Source organism: Winogradskyella sp., assembly GCF_003712105.1.
In the GTDB taxonomy this organism is placed as follows: domain Bacteria; phylum Bacteroidota; class Bacteroidia; order Flavobacteriales; family Flavobacteriaceae; genus Winogradskyella.
Map to the genome: position 1 here is coordinate 564,315 of NZ_RHLG01000002.1, position 20,164 is coordinate 584,478.

At 32.4% G+C, this 20,164-nt stretch carries 26 protein-coding genes; all 26 read right to left on the minus strand.

Features of this window, described 5'->3' with window-relative positions; translation table 11 throughout:
• Positions 1-27: 27 nt before the first annotated feature.
• Entirely contained in the window at positions 28-774 is a 747-nt protein-coding gene (locus ED556_RS07110; protein ID WP_296321330.1) for a YebC/PmpR family DNA-binding transcriptional regulator, read from the minus strand.
• Positions 775-900: 126 nt separating this feature from the next.
• A complete protein-coding gene (locus ED556_RS07115) occupies positions 901-1,191 on the minus strand; it encodes a 4a-hydroxytetrahydrobiopterin dehydratase (protein ID WP_296321333.1) in 291 nt (96 codons plus the stop codon).
• Between the two features lie 50 nt (positions 1,192-1,241).
• Complete coding sequence (locus ED556_RS07120; RefSeq protein WP_296321336.1) at positions 1,242-2,072, minus strand: sugar nucleotide-binding protein; 831 nt, start codon at positions 2,070-2,072, stop codon at positions 1,242-1,244.
• A gap of 27 nt (positions 2,073-2,099) precedes the next feature.
• Positions 2,100-3,182, minus strand: coding sequence for a glycine cleavage system aminomethyltransferase GcvT (gene gcvT / locus ED556_RS07125; RefSeq protein WP_296321340.1), 1,083 nt, complete (start codon positions 3,180-3,182; stop codon positions 2,100-2,102).
• Positions 3,183-3,249: 67 nt separating this feature from the next.
• Positions 3,250-3,723, minus strand: a complete 474-nt coding sequence (locus ED556_RS07130; protein WP_296321343.1) for a hypothetical protein — start codon at positions 3,721-3,723, stop codon at positions 3,250-3,252.
• 14 nt (positions 3,724-3,737) lie between these two features.
• The gene (locus ED556_RS07135; RefSeq protein ID WP_296321346.1) at positions 3,738-4,427 is read right to left on the minus strand and encodes a LytTR family DNA-binding domain-containing protein; all 690 of its coding nucleotides are present in this window, start codon (positions 4,425-4,427) and stop codon (positions 3,738-3,740) included.
• Complete coding sequence (locus tag ED556_RS07140; RefSeq protein WP_296321349.1) at positions 4,417-5,481, minus strand: sensor histidine kinase; 1,065 nt, start codon at positions 5,479-5,481, stop codon at positions 4,417-4,419. The genes ED556_RS07135 and ED556_RS07140 overlap by 11 nt, the downstream gene beginning before the upstream one ends.
• Entirely contained in the window at positions 5,468-6,124 is a 657-nt protein-coding gene (locus tag ED556_RS07145; RefSeq protein ID WP_296321351.1) for a hypothetical protein, read from the minus strand. The genes ED556_RS07140 and ED556_RS07145 overlap by 14 nt, the downstream gene beginning before the upstream one ends.
• Positions 6,125-6,242: 118 nt before the next feature.
• Positions 6,243-6,626: a DoxX family protein gene (locus ED556_RS07150; protein ID WP_296321354.1), complete on the minus strand. Its 384-nt coding sequence runs from the start codon at positions 6,624-6,626 to the stop codon at positions 6,243-6,245.
• An 85-nt stretch (positions 6,627-6,711) separates the two neighbouring features.
• Positions 6,712-7,899 (minus strand): cytochrome c peroxidase, encoded by a 1,188-nt coding sequence (locus tag ED556_RS07155; protein WP_296321357.1) that lies wholly within the window; start codon positions 7,897-7,899, stop codon positions 6,712-6,714.
• Between the two features lie 59 nt (positions 7,900-7,958).
• Positions 7,959-8,183 (minus strand): hypothetical protein, encoded by a 225-nt coding sequence (locus tag ED556_RS07160; protein ID WP_296321361.1) that lies wholly within the window; start codon positions 8,181-8,183, stop codon positions 7,959-7,961.
• A 190-nt stretch (positions 8,184-8,373) separates the two neighbouring features.
• Entirely contained in the window at positions 8,374-9,267 is an 894-nt protein-coding gene (locus tag ED556_RS07165; RefSeq protein WP_296321364.1) for a DUF2807 domain-containing protein, read from the minus strand.
• A 4-nt stretch (positions 9,268-9,271) separates the two neighbouring features.
• Entirely contained in the window at positions 9,272-9,658 is a 387-nt protein-coding gene (locus ED556_RS07170; protein WP_296321366.1) for a hypothetical protein, read from the minus strand.
• 17 nt (positions 9,659-9,675) lie between these two features.
• A complete protein-coding gene (locus ED556_RS07175; protein ID WP_296321368.1) occupies positions 9,676-10,170 on the minus strand; it encodes a DoxX family protein in 495 nt (164 codons plus the stop codon).
• 115 nt (positions 10,171-10,285) lie between these two features.
• The gene (locus ED556_RS07180) at positions 10,286-11,458 is read right to left on the minus strand and encodes an AraC family transcriptional regulator (RefSeq protein ID WP_296321371.1); all 1,173 of its coding nucleotides are present in this window, start codon (positions 11,456-11,458) and stop codon (positions 10,286-10,288) included.
• Between the two features lie 92 nt (positions 11,459-11,550).
• Positions 11,551-12,111 (minus strand): tetratricopeptide repeat protein, encoded by a 561-nt coding sequence (locus tag ED556_RS07185; RefSeq protein WP_296321374.1) that lies wholly within the window; start codon positions 12,109-12,111, stop codon positions 11,551-11,553.
• Positions 12,080-12,514: a DUF1801 domain-containing protein gene (locus tag ED556_RS07190; RefSeq protein WP_296321377.1), complete on the minus strand. Its 435-nt coding sequence runs from the start codon at positions 12,512-12,514 to the stop codon at positions 12,080-12,082. The genes ED556_RS07185 and ED556_RS07190 overlap by 32 nt, the downstream gene beginning before the upstream one ends.
• Before the next feature lie 98 nt (positions 12,515-12,612).
• Positions 12,613-13,314, minus strand: a complete 702-nt coding sequence (locus ED556_RS07195; RefSeq protein ID WP_296321381.1) for a hypothetical protein — start codon at positions 13,312-13,314, stop codon at positions 12,613-12,615.
• Between the two features lie 48 nt (positions 13,315-13,362).
• Entirely contained in the window at positions 13,363-14,121 is a 759-nt protein-coding gene (locus ED556_RS07200) for an AraC family transcriptional regulator (protein WP_296321383.1), read from the minus strand.
• Positions 14,122-14,133: 12 nt separating this feature from the next.
• Positions 14,134-14,652 (minus strand): GNAT family N-acetyltransferase, encoded by a 519-nt coding sequence (locus ED556_RS07205; protein ID WP_296321385.1) that lies wholly within the window; start codon positions 14,650-14,652, stop codon positions 14,134-14,136.
• A gap of 1 nt (position 14,653) precedes the next feature.
• Positions 14,654-15,571 (minus strand): PhnD/SsuA/transferrin family substrate-binding protein, encoded by a 918-nt coding sequence (locus ED556_RS07210; RefSeq protein ID WP_296321387.1) that lies wholly within the window; start codon positions 15,569-15,571, stop codon positions 14,654-14,656.
• Between the two features lie 115 nt (positions 15,572-15,686).
• Positions 15,687-16,478: a sterol desaturase family protein gene (locus ED556_RS07215; protein ID WP_296321389.1), complete on the minus strand. Its 792-nt coding sequence runs from the start codon at positions 16,476-16,478 to the stop codon at positions 15,687-15,689.
• 78 nt (positions 16,479-16,556) lie between these two features.
• The gene (locus ED556_RS07220) at positions 16,557-17,123 is read right to left on the minus strand and encodes a Crp/Fnr family transcriptional regulator (RefSeq protein WP_296321393.1); all 567 of its coding nucleotides are present in this window, start codon (positions 17,121-17,123) and stop codon (positions 16,557-16,559) included.
• Between the two features lie 120 nt (positions 17,124-17,243).
• Positions 17,244-17,975: a hypothetical protein gene (locus ED556_RS07225; protein ID WP_296321395.1), complete on the minus strand. Its 732-nt coding sequence runs from the start codon at positions 17,973-17,975 to the stop codon at positions 17,244-17,246.
• 67 nt (positions 17,976-18,042) lie between these two features.
• The gene (locus ED556_RS07230; protein WP_296321396.1) at positions 18,043-18,609 is read right to left on the minus strand and encodes a Crp/Fnr family transcriptional regulator; all 567 of its coding nucleotides are present in this window, start codon (positions 18,607-18,609) and stop codon (positions 18,043-18,045) included.
• A 226-nt stretch (positions 18,610-18,835) separates the two neighbouring features.
• Positions 18,836-20,056, minus strand: a complete 1,221-nt coding sequence (locus ED556_RS07235; RefSeq protein ID WP_296321398.1) for an alpha/beta fold hydrolase — start codon at positions 20,054-20,056, stop codon at positions 18,836-18,838.
• Positions 20,057-20,164: the final 108 nt, after the last annotated feature.

Genomic DNA, 20,164 nt, shown 5'->3' on the forward strand with positions numbered 1-20,164 from the left:
GCCTTCAATTTTGAAGGCTTAATTAGTTTAATCTGTGGTTTCTTCCATCGTATGGTAGACGTTTTGCACATCATCGTCTTCTTCTAATTTTTCGATGAGTTTTTCGACATCTGCCATTTGCTCTGAATCTAATGTTTTTGTGACTTGAGGAATACGTTCAAAACCTGAAGAAATAATCTCAATATTGTTTTCTTCTAAATACGATTGAATACTGCCAAAACTCTCAAAAGGTGCGTAAATCATTACACTTGTTTGTTCGTTTCCATCAGCATCTTCATCAGTATCTTCAAAAATCTCTTCAACACCAAAGTCTATAAGCTCTAATTCTAACTCTTCCATATCAAGGTCTTCGTTTTTAACCTTAAAATTGCAAGTATGGTCAAACATAAATACCACAGAACCAGATGTACCAAGACTGCCATCACATTTGTTAAAGTAAGAACGTACATTAGCTACGGTGCGCGTATTATTATCTGTTGCTGTTTCTATAAGTATGGCTATACCGTGTTGTGCATAACCTTCAAAAATAACTTCTTTATAATCACCTTGACTTTTATCAGAAGCACGCTTTATAGCACGTTCTATATTGTCTTTAGGCATGTTTACAGACTTTGCATTTTGAATTACTGCTCTAAGTCTAGAATTACTATCGGGGTCAGGTCCGCCTTCTTTTACGGCCATTACAATATCTTTACCAATACGTGTAAAGGCCTTACTCATAGCTGACCAGCGTTTCATTTTTCTTGCTTTTCTGAATTCAAAAGCTCTTCCCATATAGTACTATATTTAAGTTATTAATTAATTGTACGAAGATGCACAAATTTAAAAAAATATGTCAGGTATAAAAGCCCATAATAGGCATTTGGCAAATAATGTTTAATGCCAATTAACATAACTAAATTAATCTTCTGGTTCTACAATAAAGTCTATAGCTTTTGCAAGCTGAAAGTCTTTCTCTGTAACTCCACCGGCATCATGTGTAGATAAAGATATTTTAAGCACATTATATACGTTAGACCAATTAGGATGATGATTTAAAGCTTCACACTCAAAAGCAATTCGACTCATTGCACTAAAGCAATCTTTAAAATTCTCGAATTCAAATTCTGAATGTAATGCGTCGTCAAAATAATCCCAATCTGGTAATTGTAATAGCTTAGCTTGTATGGTATCGTCATTAAGTTTACTCATGATAAATAGGTTTGTATTAAAATTAGGTAATACCTACGAGTAAAGCAAGCCTATTTATTAAGTTCTTCTAATACTACTTCACTGGTTATTTGAAGATGTTTTGGTAGCTTATTATACTTAGGTAATACAGCTAAATAACGATCTTCATTTGTAGTATATACTCGTTTTAAAGCAACTTTTGTTTGAGAAATGCTTGAGACTAATTGGCTAATAAATTCATCGTGGTGCACCAAATCTGTACTTCCTAAATGAAAAACACCATATTTATTTCTATTGATAATGTAATGAATTTGCTGTGTCACTTTTTTATCTAAAGTCACATTCATGATGAGGTTAGGGAAAATTTCTACAGCTTCATTATCAGCGATATTAGCCTTTATCTCTTGTATTCGTGGGCAATTAGAACCAAAAACCATTGGCAATCTTAAAATAGCTACTTGCTTTTTGGGCATGCGCAGTAACATGTTTTCAATTTTAATTTTAAAATGGCCATAAATACTATGACTCAATGTTTTATCGGTTTCGTAGCTTGGGTATTTACTATAGGCGTCAAAGGCATTTGCAGAGGACAAAAATATAATCTTTGAGTTGTGCTCTAATGCATACTCTGCTATATGTGTATGAGCTATAGTTTGTGCATGAAAGTCACCTCGTAATGCAGATATAATAATATCGGGTTTTGTGATTTCTAATATTTCATAAATGTCATCTTCTTTAACATTATAATGAAACATGTGTGCATTGTTTTCAAACTCTTTTTTAGGTGTAAAGTAAGTGCCATAAGTTCTGAAGTAATCGCACAACTCTTTATAGATAGCATTACCTAAATAGCCACTGGCACCTAGTATGAGTATTTTATGTTTATGCACTTTCGTCTTCATTAATCTTACAACGCTAATCGTGCACTTTTAGCCTTTATAAAAAGGTAATTTTATAACAGTAGCCGGGATTGCTTTTTTACGAATTTGAATATTAATTTTACTATCTGCCGATGCAAATATTCGTGGAACATAGCCTAAACCAATACCTATACCTAGACTAGGACTCATTGTACCAGAGGTTACTCTACCAATGGTTTTACCAGAATTATCGACTATATCATAGCCATGTCTCGGAATGCCGCGCTCATCTAGTTTAAAAGCTACCAATCTATTTTCGGGTTTACGTGCTTTTTCTGCTTCTAAAGCTTCACTATTTGTAAATGGTTTATTGAACTTACAAATCCAGCTTAAGCCGGCTTCAATAGGAGAAGTAGTATCATCAATGTCATTACCATAGAGGCAATATCCCATTTCTAAACGCAGTGTATCTCTAGCAGCTAATCCAATAGGTTTAATTCCAAAGTCAGCACCAGCTTCTAATACCTTATCCCAAATTTGTTTTACTTCAGAATTTTTACAATAAATCTCAAATCCACCACTACCAGTATATCCAGTTGCAGATATTATCACATGCTCTATACCTGCAAAATCTCCAACTACAAAATTGTAAAAGCTTATCGAAGACAAGTCATGACTTGAAAGTGATTGCATAGCTTCAACAGCCTTTGGACCTTGTATAGCAAGCAATGAATAATCTTCACTTAAATCGCGCATTTCGGCACCAACATCATTTTTTGAGGATATCCAATTCCAGTCTTTTTCTATATTACTCGCGTTTACAACTAATAGATACGTTTCTTCTTTGACTTTGTATATAATAAGGTCATCTACAATTCCGCCATCGTCATTTGGTAGACAGCTATATTGTGCTTTTCCAATCTCTAATTTTGAGGCATCATTACTGCTTACTTTTTGTATTAACTCTAAAGCATTTGGACCTTCAATTAAGAACTCTCCCATGTGAGATACATCAAAAACGCCAACAGCATTTCTAACAGTTTCGTGTTCTATGTTTACACCTTCGTATTGTACCGGCATATTATAGCCAGCAAAAGGTACCATCTTAGCTCCTAGAGCAATGTGAGTGTCTGTTAACGCAGTATTTTTCATCTGTAAATGACTTCAAAATTTGATGCGCTAAATTAATGAATTTTTAGATGAAATTATTTCGTAATTGCTATTTTAATTCTTCTAAAATTTGATCATAATCGTACTGCAAATCTTCATGAAAGGTTTTGATTTTTTTGTCAATAGCAATAAGCTGTCTTTGATAAAGATTATCGAGAGTTCTGTTTCTGTGGATGTTGGGCTTTAGCTCATTTAAACGTTGGCAAAAATAGAGTAGAAGCTCAACTTCGGTTGTTTTAGTATTGCTGTATCGGCTAAAAGTTCTTATCTGTCTTAATATTTTACGAATCGTCTTTTTCATATAGAAATAACTATCCGTATTCATTGTATTGAAGTACTCATCCAAATGCGTTTTTATACTTTCTACATACTCGTCCTCATCATGCGCCAAAAATAACAAGTAGGTTAGAAGCTCTTTGTTTTCTTTTTTAAATCGACCTAACCTGAGGCATAATTGTAATAAATCTTCTTTAGATAGGTGTTGAAGTTCTTTTTTTAATGTTACGATTGATGCTGCTTTCACAAAATATGATTTAGTTACAGATTTAACGCCGCTAATACTTTGGCCTTGTAGGTTTGCCCGATAGGGATGTTTTTATTGTCTATAGTAATTTGATTTCCTGAAAGTTGCTGCATTTTATTTAAGTTAACGCTAAATGATTTGTGCGTGCGTAAAAAATATGCCGGTAGTTTCTCAAGGAATTTTGTAAATGTGCTATGAGTAACAATACTTCTACCTTCTAAATGCACTTTTACATAGTCTCCAAAAGCTTCAACATAAGCAATGTTAAGGAATTCTACTTTATGCAGCGTTTTGTTTTCCTTTAATATAATAAATTCAGCTACAGAATTTTGACTATCACTAGCACTTAATACTTTTCCTATGGCAGTTAAAAAACGTTCATAAGCGATTGGTTTTAGTAAGTAGTCAGTTGCATTAACTTCAAAACCATCCACAGCGTATTGTGGGTAAGCAGTTGTAAATATTACAGCAGGTGGGTTTTTAAGACTTTTGTAAAAATCTAAACCGGTTTGATTAGGCATGTTAATATCAAGAAATAATAAATCAATATTGCTATTTAGTTGGAGATGCTTAAAGGCTTCTGAAGTGTTATTGCATATAGCTTCAAGCTCTAAGACTTGAGTCTCACTAATAAAATGCTGTAGAACCTTTTGAGAAGACAATTCATCATCTACAATAAGGCAATGTATTTTGTTAGTCTTCATTATTGAGTTCTATAGTAACTTTGAATAGTTTTTCGGTTTCAGTGACTTTAAAAGTATGGCGATTAGGATAAACTAAATTAAGATTATTTTCCAAGTTTTTTAGACCAACACCTGAGTAGTTATCATCTAATTTTTGATCAGTATTTAATTTTGAATTCGAAATACTAAACCTAAACTGATTTGACTTTTGATACAACTCAATATCGATATGTTCATTTTCGTCTGCTCCAGAAAATCCATACTTATAGCTATTTTCGAGAAGCGGCAATAGTAACATAGGGTATATGTTGAAATTTTCATCTTCAACATTAACATTTAAGTTTACCTTATTTTCAGATTGACCTCTATACTTCTGAAATGAGATGTAATTATTAATGAGTTTAAGCTCATCTTTTAAACTTACTTGCTCAGTGTCCGAATCATATATTACATAGCGTAAAACGTCCGATAATTCCACGATGGCTTTAGTAATATCTTTTTTCTCCTCTAGAGCCATTGCGTAAATCACATTTAGAGAATTAAATAAGAAATGCGGATTAATCTGGGCTTTAAGAGCTAAAAGCTGTGTTTGAATCTGAAGGTTTTGCAGTTTTAAAAGTTCGTTTTCCTTTCGATTAAAATAAAACCAGTCTTCGGTTAATTTAAATAGTGTAGTTGCGGTTAAAATTATTATAAATGCAATATATAATCCTGATTTTGACAAATAAGATACAAAGAAATAATTAGGGAATAATGTATCTAATAGAGGATATAATATGAGACTACTTATAAAAGAGAAAATAACTAGATTAGCAATAAAACACACAAAGTATAGACTGTACTTTTCATGTTTCAAAAACTTTGGAATAAGCACATAAAAATTAATATTTACAGGCACCGCAACTAAAATAAGAAAGCCTAAAGTATATATTATATCTGCTGCTATAGGTGTCTTTCCTTTAGAGAAAATAAATAAAAGGATGATAAATGATAACGACCACAGCACACTATTAAATATTAGTGGTCTGTGGAAGTTTTCTCTTGTGAAAAGTGTATTTAAATTAAGGTTTTGCATCTGCAGGTCTCAATTTATAAATATCATCATTATCCCATTTTTCTTCAAAATCTGATACAGTAAATTTTTCAAGAAATTGATACAGCTCTTGACTAGAAGCCGTTAATACTAAATCTTGGTCAATTCCAATTTTTTCGTGCTTAATACGAAGTCGATTATTTTTAATTAGGCTTTTTATTGCTTTTTCTGATAACCACTTGAGTGTTATTTCGTCATTATTGAAGTTTACCTGAGCTACTGAGTGTGTCTTTAATAAATGCTGTCCAAGTAAACCATTTAACTCATCACTATCGTATTCAAATGGTGTGAAGTCTAAGAATATGTGATCATTAACTTTAAATGGCATTGCAATAAATGAAGCTTCGGTTTCCTTTTTTGTATACTTTACAAAATAACCTTCTTTATAACGATTGTATGCATCTTTATCTTCTTTTGACAATGATACATTGGGATCATTATCTTTTTCCCAGACTTCTTTAAAAGAAATAATTTCCCATGCTCCTTTTTTGTTATCTGTCCATTCCCCTTTAAGTGCAACGTTATATTCTAAAGCTTGACTCACATAAAATGGCTGAATAGATTTAACAATACATGAGCTGAATAAAAAAATACTGAGTATTGCTATTAAATGTCTTGATTTCATAAGTTCTGTTTTAAAAGTTTAAGCTAAACTCTAACAAACAAGAATGAGCTGCAACGAATTTCGACAAACACAATGCAACTCATGCCAAACATTTAAACTGTGGTATAAATTCCTATTTCTAACGTCCTTTTCTGCCATCAATTGAGTAAGAACCGGGACCAGCTAAAAATATAACTATAAAGGCAAATAGATATAACAATGCTTTCTCCTTGGTGCCAATTGGGTCACTAGCATGTACAATAAATGCAGCAACTGCCATAGTAAGTATAGATGGTATTGCCGCTAATTTGGTCTTTAGACCAATGATAATTAATACTGGCGCAATTACTTCACCAATTACTGCCAATATTACTGTTGGTAATGAGCCAATACCTAATGGATCAGGGAAACCAGCTGAGTTAGCCAATCTATCAATTTTTGGGATACCATGAGTAAGCATTAATCCTCCAAAACCTACTCGAAGTAGTAATAGTGCTAAATCATTAAAGTTCATTTTTAACATAGTTAAGGTTATTTAGTTATAACATAAAGGTAATAAAAAAAGCACCTCTAATCAGAGATGCTTTTTGAGTAATCTTAAAAAACAATCAATCTATAAATGGATTGCTCCATTTTTCATTACTGTAAATATCGTTTCCTGCCAAAGTCCTTAAAAATGCTATGACTGCTGCTCTCTCTTGGTCAGTTAAATTAAGTTGCTGACCTACACCATTTGGTCTTAATCTTGGATCTAAGTTTGTGTTACCAGCTACATTAATATTATTATAATGGTTAAGCACAGCTGTCAATGTATTACTTGCTCCTAGATGCATAAATGGCCCATTATTACTGCCGTCGGCTTTTACAACATCTCTGAGTGTTGGAGAACGTGTAACATCTAAATCAGCACCTGAATTATCTATACTACCTATAACTCCATTATTAAGTGAGTTTGGATCAATACTAAATTCTGGTGCTTGATGGCATCCAGCACAGCCAATACCGCCGGCAATTCTCACTCCCATATTATTGAATACCGGCGGCTGCAAAAATAGCTGTTTACCTAAGTTTTCTTGATCTGTAAAATTTGTAAATGGCTGACCATCATTGTTCGCATTTTCTCGACCTTCATCATATCTACTATCAAAAGATTGAATACTTCTAATAAATTGCGCTAATGCATCTTGTATCAACGCTTCAGTAATTGTTTCATTGCCAAAAGCTCGATTAAACAACTCAGGGTAGTAATCTATAGTCTCTAATCTTTCGATTAAATCATTAAAGTCTAAGTCGCCATTTTCACCACTAAATCCCATTTCCACGTGGTCTTGTATTGGCATAGTTGTTTGAATTTCTAAAGTATTAGCACGCTCGTCCCAAAAGAATCTTGCTTCGTCAGAGAATCTTGCATTAACCAAACGCATCGAGTGTCTTCCTGTTACACCATTAACACCAAGGCTAGCCTGATCATCATCACTAAATGCAAGTTCTTGTCTATGACAACTGGCACAAGAAACGCTATTGTTTACCGAAAGGTTTGTATCATAAAATAATACACGGCCAAGCATAGCGCCTTCGTCAGAGATGCCATTATTACCGGTATTGTCTCTAGTTATATAATTAGGAATATCTTGATTTGCATAGTTTGGGAGTACATCAAAGTTGGCAGTAAAATATTGCGAAAAGTCAAATGCTTGATTGGGGTCGTTTGTATCTACTGGAGTTAGCCCATTATCACTATCTGAGGAACAAGAGCATAGTGCAATAGCTAATAAAATAGGGAGTACGTTTTTCATGTATGATTTCATTAGTTGTTTGTAGTATGACTAATGATACACGAAAAGGTTTAAAAATGTTAAGAATAAACTTTCGCGACTTTACGATTTAATTTCTTTTGATGCATGTTTTCTAAAACCGTATTTATTTCTTGTCGTTTTTGAGTAAGTTCGGTAATTGAACCAGATGGTGAAGTGGTATATTTTTTCTTACACTTTTGGCATTGGTATTCTTTAATGTGAGACGTGATCTTTTTAGTGACTTTTAGGTCATGACCATACAATGAACAAGCGAGGGATTTCATTCAGTTTATGTTTTTTTACTCTTAAGGGTTAGAAATTTAGTAAAATAAATTAAAACCACAATGCTAGGCTTCTTCTAATGGTTGATATTATTTGTTAAAAGGTAGAAATCAACATTAACTTTTCGTTTTAAGAATGGAAAAATCTCCAATACACTAATATTGGAGATTATATAGGTTTTTAGCTAGAAGTTTATTCGAATAAGTTTACCAATTTACCTTCATCTTCTGCGGTTATTACAACTAGTAGTTTCTTAAAACCTAAAGTCGTTTGTTTATATATTTTGGTTCCCACTGACCACTTTTCTTTGCGCTTCGCATTTGGCATCATTGGAAAGCCGTAACCAAAATAACTTCCGTCAGCTTTAGGACCTTTTACTATAAAATGATTTCGGTTAGATGAGTTGTTTTTAATTTTAAATGAAATCCATCTAATGTCATCTTTTTTCATTTTATAGTTAGATTTTGATACTGCAATTCCACCAGATTTTGTTTTTATTTTGTTGTCTTTAGGTAATTGTGTGTAAATCAATTTACCGTCATTAGAAACATCTGCCCACAAGTACAAAATAGGATTAACTTTTATAGTACCTGAATCCCACAGATTGACAAATACTTTGTTAGCTTTGATAGCAGTAGCATCTATTTGACCAATTTCTGTACCTAATCTTAACGCTTTAGTTTCTCCGTCGATAATGACTTTTCCAATGTTGGCATTAACTCTTAACTCGTCGTTATTAACGTTAGTGATTACTGTTGTATCATGTGTGTCGTGTACAACTCTTTTTAAGTTTGGTGCACCAATTTTAATAATGATATCTTGGCTTGGTTGAATCCACTTTAATTGGCTAAAATGTATGGTTCCATCAACTATTTCGGTATCTATATGTTGAAAAAGATTTGAGTCAGCTGTAATTTCTAAACGTTCGGTAGCTGAATTATCAATAGTAATGTTAGCATACAAGTCTATTTTAATAGTCTCTACATTTTCAAACGGAAAGCTTCTGGTTTCTATGGTTTTGTTTCCTTTTACTTGAGCGATGCCTGCAATACTTACAAACATTAGCAATAATTGTAGTTTTTTCATGATATTAATTTTTAGTGATTTTTGATTCTGAATTGTTATATATAGCTTCGTAAGTAAAGTTCTCTGGCTCATACTCAAATTTTATAAATCGATTATTCTGGTCTTGTAGTTCGTACTCATCATTATTCACAAACTTGAAGTGTATACCAAACTGTGCAGCTTGTATTTCGACATTAGCTTCGTAAATACTATCGCCATCAGCATCTGTTAATGGTATTGCTTTTTCCCAAGAAGGTGTTGTAAATTGTCCTTTTACACTTGGATTATTAATGTTCTCTATACCAGACATATCTACTTTAAAGTGAAATGTTTTTAAATGTGTTTCTTGCACACAGCTACTTAAGAAAGTGGCAATTGTGATAATGTAAATTGATTTGAATAAGGTTTTCATACTGTATTGTTTTGATATTATTTTAATTTTTTGCTGATTAGAAAGTCTAGTCCAAATCTGCCTGAGCCTAGAGTTAGGTTGTACATAGCAACCCATAAGAAACTTAAAGCAGGAAGCATTCCCCAAAGCCCTTGATTCCATTTTTGAAGAAATATGGCCACGAGCATTGTACACATTATTAAAAAAGACCATATACGCGTTCCAATGCCCAATGCTAATAACATACCACCTACAGCTTCACTAAATGCGCCCATCCAAGCAAAGAAAATTGGAAACATTGCAAATATGCCACCATAGGCTTTTACATCCTCTGGGAACCAAGCAGCGACTTCAAATAAGTCTAAATGTTGACTATCTGCAGTCCACGGTACACCAAATTTATCGGCACCAAAACTTAATGAAAGTGCAATACCGCATAAAAATCTAATTACAAAAAATGTAAAGTCAGCAAACCAGTTTTTTTGTGTTGCTGGTTTAATAATAAATTTTAAGAGTTGTTTTAATCGTATCATCGTTTTTGTTTTGTGCTGACTAGATCAGCGTTATTGATGACACAAATTTGCGGCAGAATATCTCTGTGGACGACTTATAACGTACTATAACGTCTTAAATACGATTTGAGACGTCTTAATTTAACTGAGATTTTAAATATTCGGTAGGAGAGAAGCTCGTAAGCTTTTTAAATACGCGATTAAAAGTAGCTTTACTATTAAACCCACATTCTTGAGCAATGCCTAGTAAAGATAATTGTTGTTGTTTATTTTCTTTCAGCATAGTTTTAAATGCTTCAACACGATAGCCATTTACAAAGTCATTAAAGTTCTTATTGAAACCTGAATTAATAGTTTCAGATAATTGACCTCGTGTCATGTTTGCAAGTTTTGCTAAATCTGAAAGATTAAGTTCAGGGTTAAGATATGCCTTTTCATTTTCCATTAAATGCGCTACAATTTTAATATCGTCTTCGGAAATTGATTTTTCTTCCATTCCGTCTTGCGCTTCAGGAATGCCAATAGTTTTAGGCGAAAAACTAAAATCGAGCGTATTTAACTTAGTGGTATCTGTAAAGTAGCCTTTAATCCCTACAAATAAAGTAACTATGGCTGTGAGTAAGTTTAGCCACCAGCGGTCTTGATATCCTAAATCAATAAAGCGCGATCCAATGATTTCTTGTACTGTTCCATAGAAGAATAACACGCTAAAGAGTATTAAGAACATCAGAATCCAATTGAGTTCTAACTTGTAGGTATTAGAAAAGTATTGCTGAATCTTTTTACGGTAATTGTAGAAAAGCTGAAATGTAAACGCCAGGTATACCAGCATAAACGGTGGCTCTATGTATGCCATTATAGTCTGCACATAGGTTTCGTCCAAGTTAATTTTTAAGTAGCCATTTTGAGTTTCATTAAATCCTGGTTGAAGAGCATCGTAAGTAAATATCGAAAGTCTGTAGACAACATAACCAATAGCTAAAGAAAAATGCCACCAATACTTCTTTTTAAATTTAAAATTGGATGTTGTAATAGACTTAACGTATAAATAAATCATAGGTGCTAAGGCCACAGCAATATTTATGAGGAAGTAATTGATTTTTGTAGTTCTAAACTCATTATACCAACCCATAAAGCCAACAGTATAGCAGGTTTGCAAATAACATGTAAGTAGTAAAATAAGCCCCAGAAACAGGTCTGAAATATTTCTTTTTTTAAAGTATCTGGTGAGTAATAATATTACAAATACTAAGCCTTGCAGTACAAGAATTAATAAGGGTAAACTCCAACGATTAAAATCTGGAAACATCTTTTATAGGTTTATAACCTAAAAGTATATGATTTAACTTAAATAGAAAAAATGAATAGGACTCATTTCGTTTAGGAGTTACTATAAACGGACTATTTTATGTTTTTTAGGTCGTTTACTTTTTTAATTCCTTCTTGTTCTCCGAAAGCAAAATTACGCTTTCGGTATAATTCTGTTATCTGCTCCCAGAGACTAATTGCTTTTGCAATTTTGTTTTGTTTTTCATGTAATAAGGCGTAACCTCTTAAGGCGTTTGCAAAATCCTGATGACTAACATCCTTGAGCGACTCGTATATATGCAATACTTTGTTATAATAGACTTCGGCATCAGCCAGTTGATTAATCTCTAAGTATAAATCAGCTAAATGCCTCATGGAGTGGGCAATTTTTGTGGAGTCTTTCGATTTTTTGTAAGTAGAAACAGCTAGTTTACAATACTCTATTGCTTTTAAGTAATTATCTGAATCAGCTTCATATTGCATTTTTATATGATAGATTCGACCTAAAAAATAAAAATCATCGGGATGACATAAGGCTTCTGCAGATTTTAAAACCCTTTTAGAGTCTTCGTAATTACCAATACCTCTTAATTGCCATGCTTCGCTTAAAAGGTGAGTCATATTATTTTCGGCATGCGCACTCATGATGTTCATTAAGGTAATCTATCGATTCTTGACACAGTTGCTCTAGTACATCAATATTTATATCAGAAAGTCTTTTAATGTATATACAAGCTTTTCCCATTTTAAACTTTCCAAATTCCTCTAATAAGCGATTACTTTTTTCCGTATCGGAGTACACATATAATGAAAACTGAGCTTTACGAGGTGAAAACCCTAACATTGGCGCATCACCTTCATGACCGCTTGCATATTTGTAATGATAGCTTCCAAAACCAATAATAGTTGGTCCCCACATTTTTGGTTCAAAACCAGACCATTTACTAATTAGCTTTATAAGTTCATAACTATCGGCTTTCTTTTGTTCATTATCAACATAGGATTCTATGAAATCAGAGACATTGACTTTTGTTTCGGTGGTTTTATTCTTTGCCATTATAGTGAAAATTGTCTTTCTGAAATTTACAAAATAAAAAGCAATAGCGAGATAGATTTAACCAACTCGCTATTAAATAATCCATTTTTATAAATCATTTATTTTGTATCTAGATTAGCATGTTTATTAATTAAATAGATATACATTACATACATTATTGCTAGAACAGGTATTGTGGTTTGAAAACCAAACTCGGTCGCAAAATCAATATTCATTGTAGCTAATAGGTCTCTTGTAGATAAATCTGCAATCGAAAACATGAAAATGATATTGAATGTAAAAATCCCGATAATCCAATTTCGTTGGCGTTTGGTTCTTTTAATATTGTTTTTCTTTTCAGTTTTAAAGAAAAGGTATAGAACTATTGCACTAAATATAAGTTCTAATGCGACAGCTAAATAGGGTTGTGAGTAGTATAATCCAGTACCAACAGATAATGTGTCAGTACCAAAAATATTGTGAGGATATCCGCCTAAATAATCAACCAATGCATGCAAAGCCAGAAGTAAAGCACTAGTTACACCAACTTTTTGACTTTTGAATAGCAATAGTCCGAGTGCATAAGATAAACCTATCCATCCTAGTATCGGTAGTAGATCATGGCTGTAAATCATCTCTACTGAGAGATTGTCTAAGGATACGTCTAAAACATTTGTGGGTTCTGTTGGTTCAATACCAAGAAAGTGGAGCACAAGCCATAATAAATCTGGAAGTTGAGATATAATAAGGAAGAAGATTAAGCTTCCTTTTGGCGCTTTTTGTTTGGCTATTAGTGCTGTTGTATAATGTCCTGCTAGCATAATTAGTGGTTTAATTAGTTAATAATTAATCACTAGCAAACTACTTAATTAATTTTCCGAAATATTGTACAAAACAGCTGAATTGATAAATGCTTTCGGTGTAAACCCTAGATTTTCTTTAAATGCTCTTCCATAATGAGCATTATCGTAAAAACCATAATGATGCGCAGTTTCAGATATACCTTTTTCTTTGAGCATCATTACAGACTCGCAGATTCTAATCCATAATTGAGATCGTCTAAAAGTGGATCCAGTTTCTTCATTAAAAAAATGTAAAAATCTACTTTTCGAAAGATGAATGAGATTAGCACATTCTTCGGCTTGAACCCATCTGTGTTTATTTTTGTAGATATAATCTAGTACTGACAGAATTCTTTCACTAGCATTTGATTCAAATTTTTTGAAACTGCTACTCTCTTCAAAATTCTTTTCAATACATTCAGCTAAGGATGCGATGTCTATTACATTATTTATAAAATCTTTTGCAGGCCTGACAAGGTTAGTAATTAACTCATCATTAAAATAATAGGGTTTATCTCTTATCAATGAATTTATATAAAAACCTATTCTTGAGTGTGGATTAAAGAAGATATGCAGATTATTTCCTTTCGATTCTAATCGGTGTAAAATATTTGGTTTTATAAAAACTGCAGTTTTAAAGGTTGTTTCTTCAGTATTAGCTATTAATGTTAAAGTACCTTCGATGGGTATGCTTATTTGAATGGCATAGTGTTTATGCATCTGATTTTTCTCCATGGAACCAATCAAAAACACCCAATCTTTTTTCCTATATACAGTAAGCTTCAAAATGTTATTTGTTTAGATTGTTTTGACATAAACATCAACACTTATTAATTCACCATTTTTAATCTCGCAATCTTTCATTGTTTTTTCATGGTGAAAATCAAGTTTGGCCATTGCTCGTTTACAATTTGTATTCTCCGTTTCTACGAAACCTTCAATTCGTTCAAGTTTAAGCTGATTTAATCCATAATTAGTTATTAATGGCATTACTTCATTCATAATGCCTTTTCCCCAAAACTCAGGCAATAACCAAAGGCCTATTTCAGCCTTCTTTTCTTTGTGGTTTATATCATTAAGTCCACCAGCTCCATAAAAGGTTTTATTATCCAAATCGCAAATTGCCCACCACATTTGTTTCTTATCAGCATACCATAGCATTTGTTCTTTTGTAGCTTCTAAGCTATCGAAGCTAATACCGTAATACTTAATTACATCAGGATGTGAAAGCCCTTTGAAGATATATTTCAAGTCTGAATCAATAATTTCTCGAAGCAGAAGTCTATTAGTTTTTATGGAAGAAACATTTTCACTCATTTTAAATGCCTAACATCTTTAAAATATTATCGAGATGAGTTTTATTACCATTAACTTCTCTAAATGAGTTGTAGTATTCATCAGAAATTTCCTGAAACTTATCAGCTTGTTTTGCCTCAGACCAACCCGCTTTTATCGATTCGAAAGCATCGGCGTTTTCTGTATGTAGATTTAACAAAAGTTCAGAAATGATATCTTTTTCTTCTGAAGACAATGCATTGTTTACCAAAACAGGACCTAGAGGTATTTCATCTGAGACCCATAATAATTTCACCTTATTTTTAAGTGTTGTATCTGCATGGATTTGTTTGTAGTATTCATTGCTGCCAATAGCACAAAAATCTGCTTCACCATTCAATAATTTCTGAAAGGTTGACGTATGATTACCGCCGTATTTTACCTCTTTAAATCTTGATTCAGGTTCAGTTATATTAATAGCACTTAAAAAAAGTCTCGGAACCAAATTACCAGATGTTGAACCTTCTTTTACAAACATCATTGTTAGCTTTTCAGCATTTTTATTTATATCAGAATCGTCTTTTATGCTATCGTTATTAGTCAGAAATACGGTTTTGTAATTATCTATTGCATCTTCTTTGATATGCATATTCGCAATAGGAAGCATGTGCTCATTATCTGACGAAAGCGCTAAATATCCTAATGTGTTAATTAATGCAATATCGACTTCATTCGATTTTATTCCTGTAATAAAAGATTCAACATCTGGATAACTCTTAGTACTAACATCACGCTGCAATTTATTCTCTAATTCTTGCGCTAACAGTTTCATGTTTTCTAATCTATTATTTGTAGCGTAAGTATAAGTAGCAAGTCTAATTGACTTCTTATTTAGGTTACAACCCATGCAAAAAAGGCCAGCAATACCAGCTAAAAATATAACATAAAGTATTCTCTTCATAATGTGTTTTATATGCTGCTAATAAGAAATTTGTCAGTTTACTTTAGTGAAACATAAGTGACTATTTCACATCGCAGAAAGATAGTAAATTGCAGCGAATTCAATTAAAAAATGCTTAAGCCTTATTTTTTAGGTTTGCTCTAATTGAGATGTCTTTAAAGCTTATCATTTCCATTATCTTACTCGAAGCTCCATCATAAAATCCTGTTTTATTTTCATAACTTTTTGGGTTTTTGAAGGTGCCAAATATGATATCATACAATGGTAGTCCGCAATAGTTATATGCATGAATGCCTCTGCCATGATGAATATTATGAGATTCAGGACGTTGAATTAGATAACCAATCCATTGTGGTGTTTTGACATTGGCATGTTGAAAAATGGACATAAAATTGGTAACAAGAATAATGAAAACTGTGGCTTCGGGTGTAAAACCAGCTACGAGCACCAAGCAAAGCGAACTAAGTGCAGTCCAACCTATCATATCAACTGGACTAAAATAAAATGCGCCAAAACTATCTAATCGCTCAGCACTGTGGTGCATTTGATGAAAAACTTTCCATAAGAAATCACTATTGTGCATTGTTCTATGCCAGATATATTCACCAAGTTCATAGACGAACACCCCAACAATTCCACCAAACACAGTACCTAAACTTGTAAGGTCTAACAATTGATATTTTGATAAAAAGCCATCCCATAAGTATGGTAAATAAGAGGATAATAGAAAGAATAAGATGAAAGATAAAAAGCCCTTTAACTTCCAAAAATTAACATGTGGTAACTTCTCTGCAGGACCTATTGCTTCCCAGATTATAAGCCCGCCATAAATAATATAGACTATGTACGAAACGGGATTCATGAATACTTCCTTTAATGATGGAAGTGTTGATAATAAATTTTCCATAGATTTTTAATTTTTACTTTTAAGCTGCAAAACTATATCAGCTGTCAAGTAAGAACTAAAAAAAAGGCTTGACCTATGTTAGGAATTTAGTTTTGACCTAATTCTGCTTAGACTTTCAGGATGAATACCCAAATACCGAGCAATTTTGTTTACAGGGATTTGGTGAAGATAATTTCTATGAGATTCAAACATTTGTAAGTAGCGTTCTTCTGCAGTTTTAGATAAGAAGTCTTTTTCTCGATTTGATTTTCGGATATAAGCTTGTTCAGTAATAATACGTCCAAATTGATTTACATCGATTGAATTAGCATATGCTTCCATCAGGGCGTCATGTTCTATTCTTTCCATTTCACAATCGGTCAAAGCTGTTAATTTTATATCCGATGGTGTTTGTGTTAAAAAGGATGTTAGGGCACAAACCATTTCGTTAGTAAAGAAGAAATCAATAATTTTTTCTGTCATGTAACTTTTAATGACCAACTCTACAATTCCACTGTTTATAAAGTAAACATGTTTTTCAGTTTGATTATAATCTGTGATTACATCACCCTTATTGAATAGAATTTTTTGTGTAGAAAATGGCAGTTTTTCAATGGTTTGATATTTGTTTTCAACCACACTTTTATAAAATTCGATAAAATGCATAATCTACAATACTAATACTTTTAAGTCTAATGTTAAATATAAAATCACGAAGTTTTAAGCGCTCTGAATCAGACGATTAAAAATAATAATTTTTCAGAAAGTAGAGTAGTGGTGATCTTTTTATAAGGACTCATTTTTTTCTAATAATTTCTTAAAGATTATAAAATGAAAGAAAATAATTGTTGCTGGAGCAAAAGCAGGAATCCAACTGAACGGAAATGTGCCAAATTGTTGTACTCCAGGTAGGCCATTTTCTATGGCATGATTAGTAATTATAGTTGCAGTTACTAATACCGAAATTATATCAGTTAACCCAATAAAATTCCATACCCAAGTTAAGCCCTTGGCATAAGACTTTTTTTGTCTTAAAGCCATAACTACAGGGATTACTAATATGGCTGTAATAATATCACCAGCGCCACCGATATATGCAAATGATTTTGGTAGCCCACCGTATGCATAAACTAAAAAGAAAAACACGCCAACAAACCTGAAAATATGCACATACACCAGTTGGTCTAATCTTATGTTTTGTAACACAGTTTTAAACCAGGATTGCCTTAATACATACAGCATGTAGAATGCTAAAAGTGGTAATGCCACAGTAACAACAATTAATGGAGGAAAGGTATTCTGAACAAAAACTCCTGTAAGCGATACTAAAGCAACAATGACGAGATATGTCCAGTAAAATATTAGGATTTTGTTTCGGATTTTTATCCCGGCTTCAGTTTTGCCTTTATAATATGCTTTGTTAGCAGCGTTTGCAATTAAAAATATTGGAATAGTTACAAATGAGACTATGAAGGTAATAGATAGCCATAATGGTACTTGAGTAATAGATAGGTCCATATTATTTTTTTTACAAATATGGACAGCATAATTAAATTACAAATTGCCATATGGTAACTTAAGGATTTTATTTAATCTCTTTACGAATTCTACTCAAAGAATATTTGGTGACACCTAGGTAAGATGCAATCATGTGTAACGGAACTTGTTGTACAATTTCTGGATGTGTCTTAATCAGGTTTGAATATCGTTCTTGAGCAGTTTCTTTATGGAGAGCTATCATGCGTTTTTTTAGAAAAACATGGTTAAGTGTAAGCATCATGCGACCCCATTCGCGAAATTCTGGTATATTATGAAAACAATATTGTACATCAGTAAAACTGATGCTGTGGAGTTTAGCATCAGTTAGTAACTCATAGTTTTCTTCGCTTGGTTGTTGCTCAAAAAACGATAAGAAATCATTTAAAAAGTCTGGAGCTGAAAAAAACCGAGTCGTAATTTCGTTGCCTTCTAGATCAATAATATAGCATCTTACTATTCCCGATTCTAAGAAAAATGACTTTTTACTGGTTTTGCCTTCATTTATAATCAACGTACCTTTAGTTAACGTTTCTTCTTTAAAAAACGTTGCTATTAAGTCTGCTTTATCATCAGACATTGATTTTATTTTTTTAAGGTAATCTCTAAGTTTCATGGGTATTTCAAATCCGAAGTGTACATAAACATCTAAAGAAAAATCTTCTCCTTAATTAGCTATGTTGCGTACACAAGCGTTGTCTTTTTCATAAATATGTATGTCATTAATTCATGGCAACCGCCTTTTACAATTGTTAGTTACGAATTTAAAGTTATTAATTTTCAATTATGCACTGGTCTAAGCAATTCCCAGTGCATTTTAACCTGTGCTGAACGCAGTCGAGTTACAATTGTGAAATCCAGTTATTTAAAAACTTTAAGTAATCTTCTCTAATCCAATTTGTATTTTTACTGAATAAGGCATGGCCTGAGTTTTCAAGAATTTTTATGTCTAAAGACAAGCTGGGATTACTTTTTAATAATTCCTTTATTCTTGCTTGACTCTCTGTAACTGGGACATTCTCATCTTCGTTTGCAAATATCTTTAAGATTTTAGTGTCTGATTTAGACATTAAAGGAATCGGATCAAATTCTCCATTTTTATCCCACCAAATTTTTCGTTTTCCTCTAGCTCGTTTGGCAAAAACTATTGAAAGTGGCTTAGCTACAAACTCAGGTGCTCCACTATTTTTTATATCATTCATGATCTCGAATTTTAATTGCTCATTTGGTGTTGTTGAAGCACCAACAACATCAATAATAAAATCTAAATCTTTAGTGTCTTTATTTACCAAATGGCTAATCCATCCGCCTTGACTAATTCCTATTACGCCTTTTTTGCTAAACTCAGTTTTTTTATTGTTTGATAAGTAGTTTAATGCGGCGGTGATATCATCAGAAAAATCTTGAAACGAAGCAGTATGCCATTCTCCTTCAGACTTACCACATCCTCTTTTATCTGGTAATAGTACCATATATCCATTACGAGCTAAATAATTGGCCTGATGCATATACCAAAAACTATTTCTATCACTTATACCAGACCCGTGAATAAAAACAACTGCAGTTGATTTGTTAGTATTATAAGGCGTCATTAATAGTCCTGCTAATCTAACATCTCCATTAAAATATTCTACTTCTTCTTGTTTGTAAAATTCATTTTTTAGTTTGGTAGCGGTAAATTCTGTTTTCGAGGTTTTTACATTCAAAATCGAAATAGAATCGATGTTATCAAATTCAAAATTTACTTCAACTGTTTTAAGATTTTTATCTGTGGAAAATTTATTGCCTTCAATATGTGTTAATCTTAAATTTTTGAGATTATTACGAAGACTATCAAAGTAATTTAATTGAAGCCCATCTTGAGATCCCCAAGTGATTTGATAGTTTTTATTGTTAGAGGATTTGTACCAACCAACTCTTGAATTTAGTAAAGGATTCTTTTCTATTTGCTTATAATCGTATTGAATTCGTTCTTGCTTTGGCGGGATAAAATAAAGACCTGTAAGTACTAAAAATATAAGAGCAAAAACTGCTAATAGTGATTTTAAAATTTTTTTAATCATAAGATTTAGATTTAGTAATGTGGAAAAATTTTACTTGTATATAGCAGTGCCATTTTGAAGTTAAACTTAAAAAACACTATCCAAAACTATAAATCAAGATAATCAGCA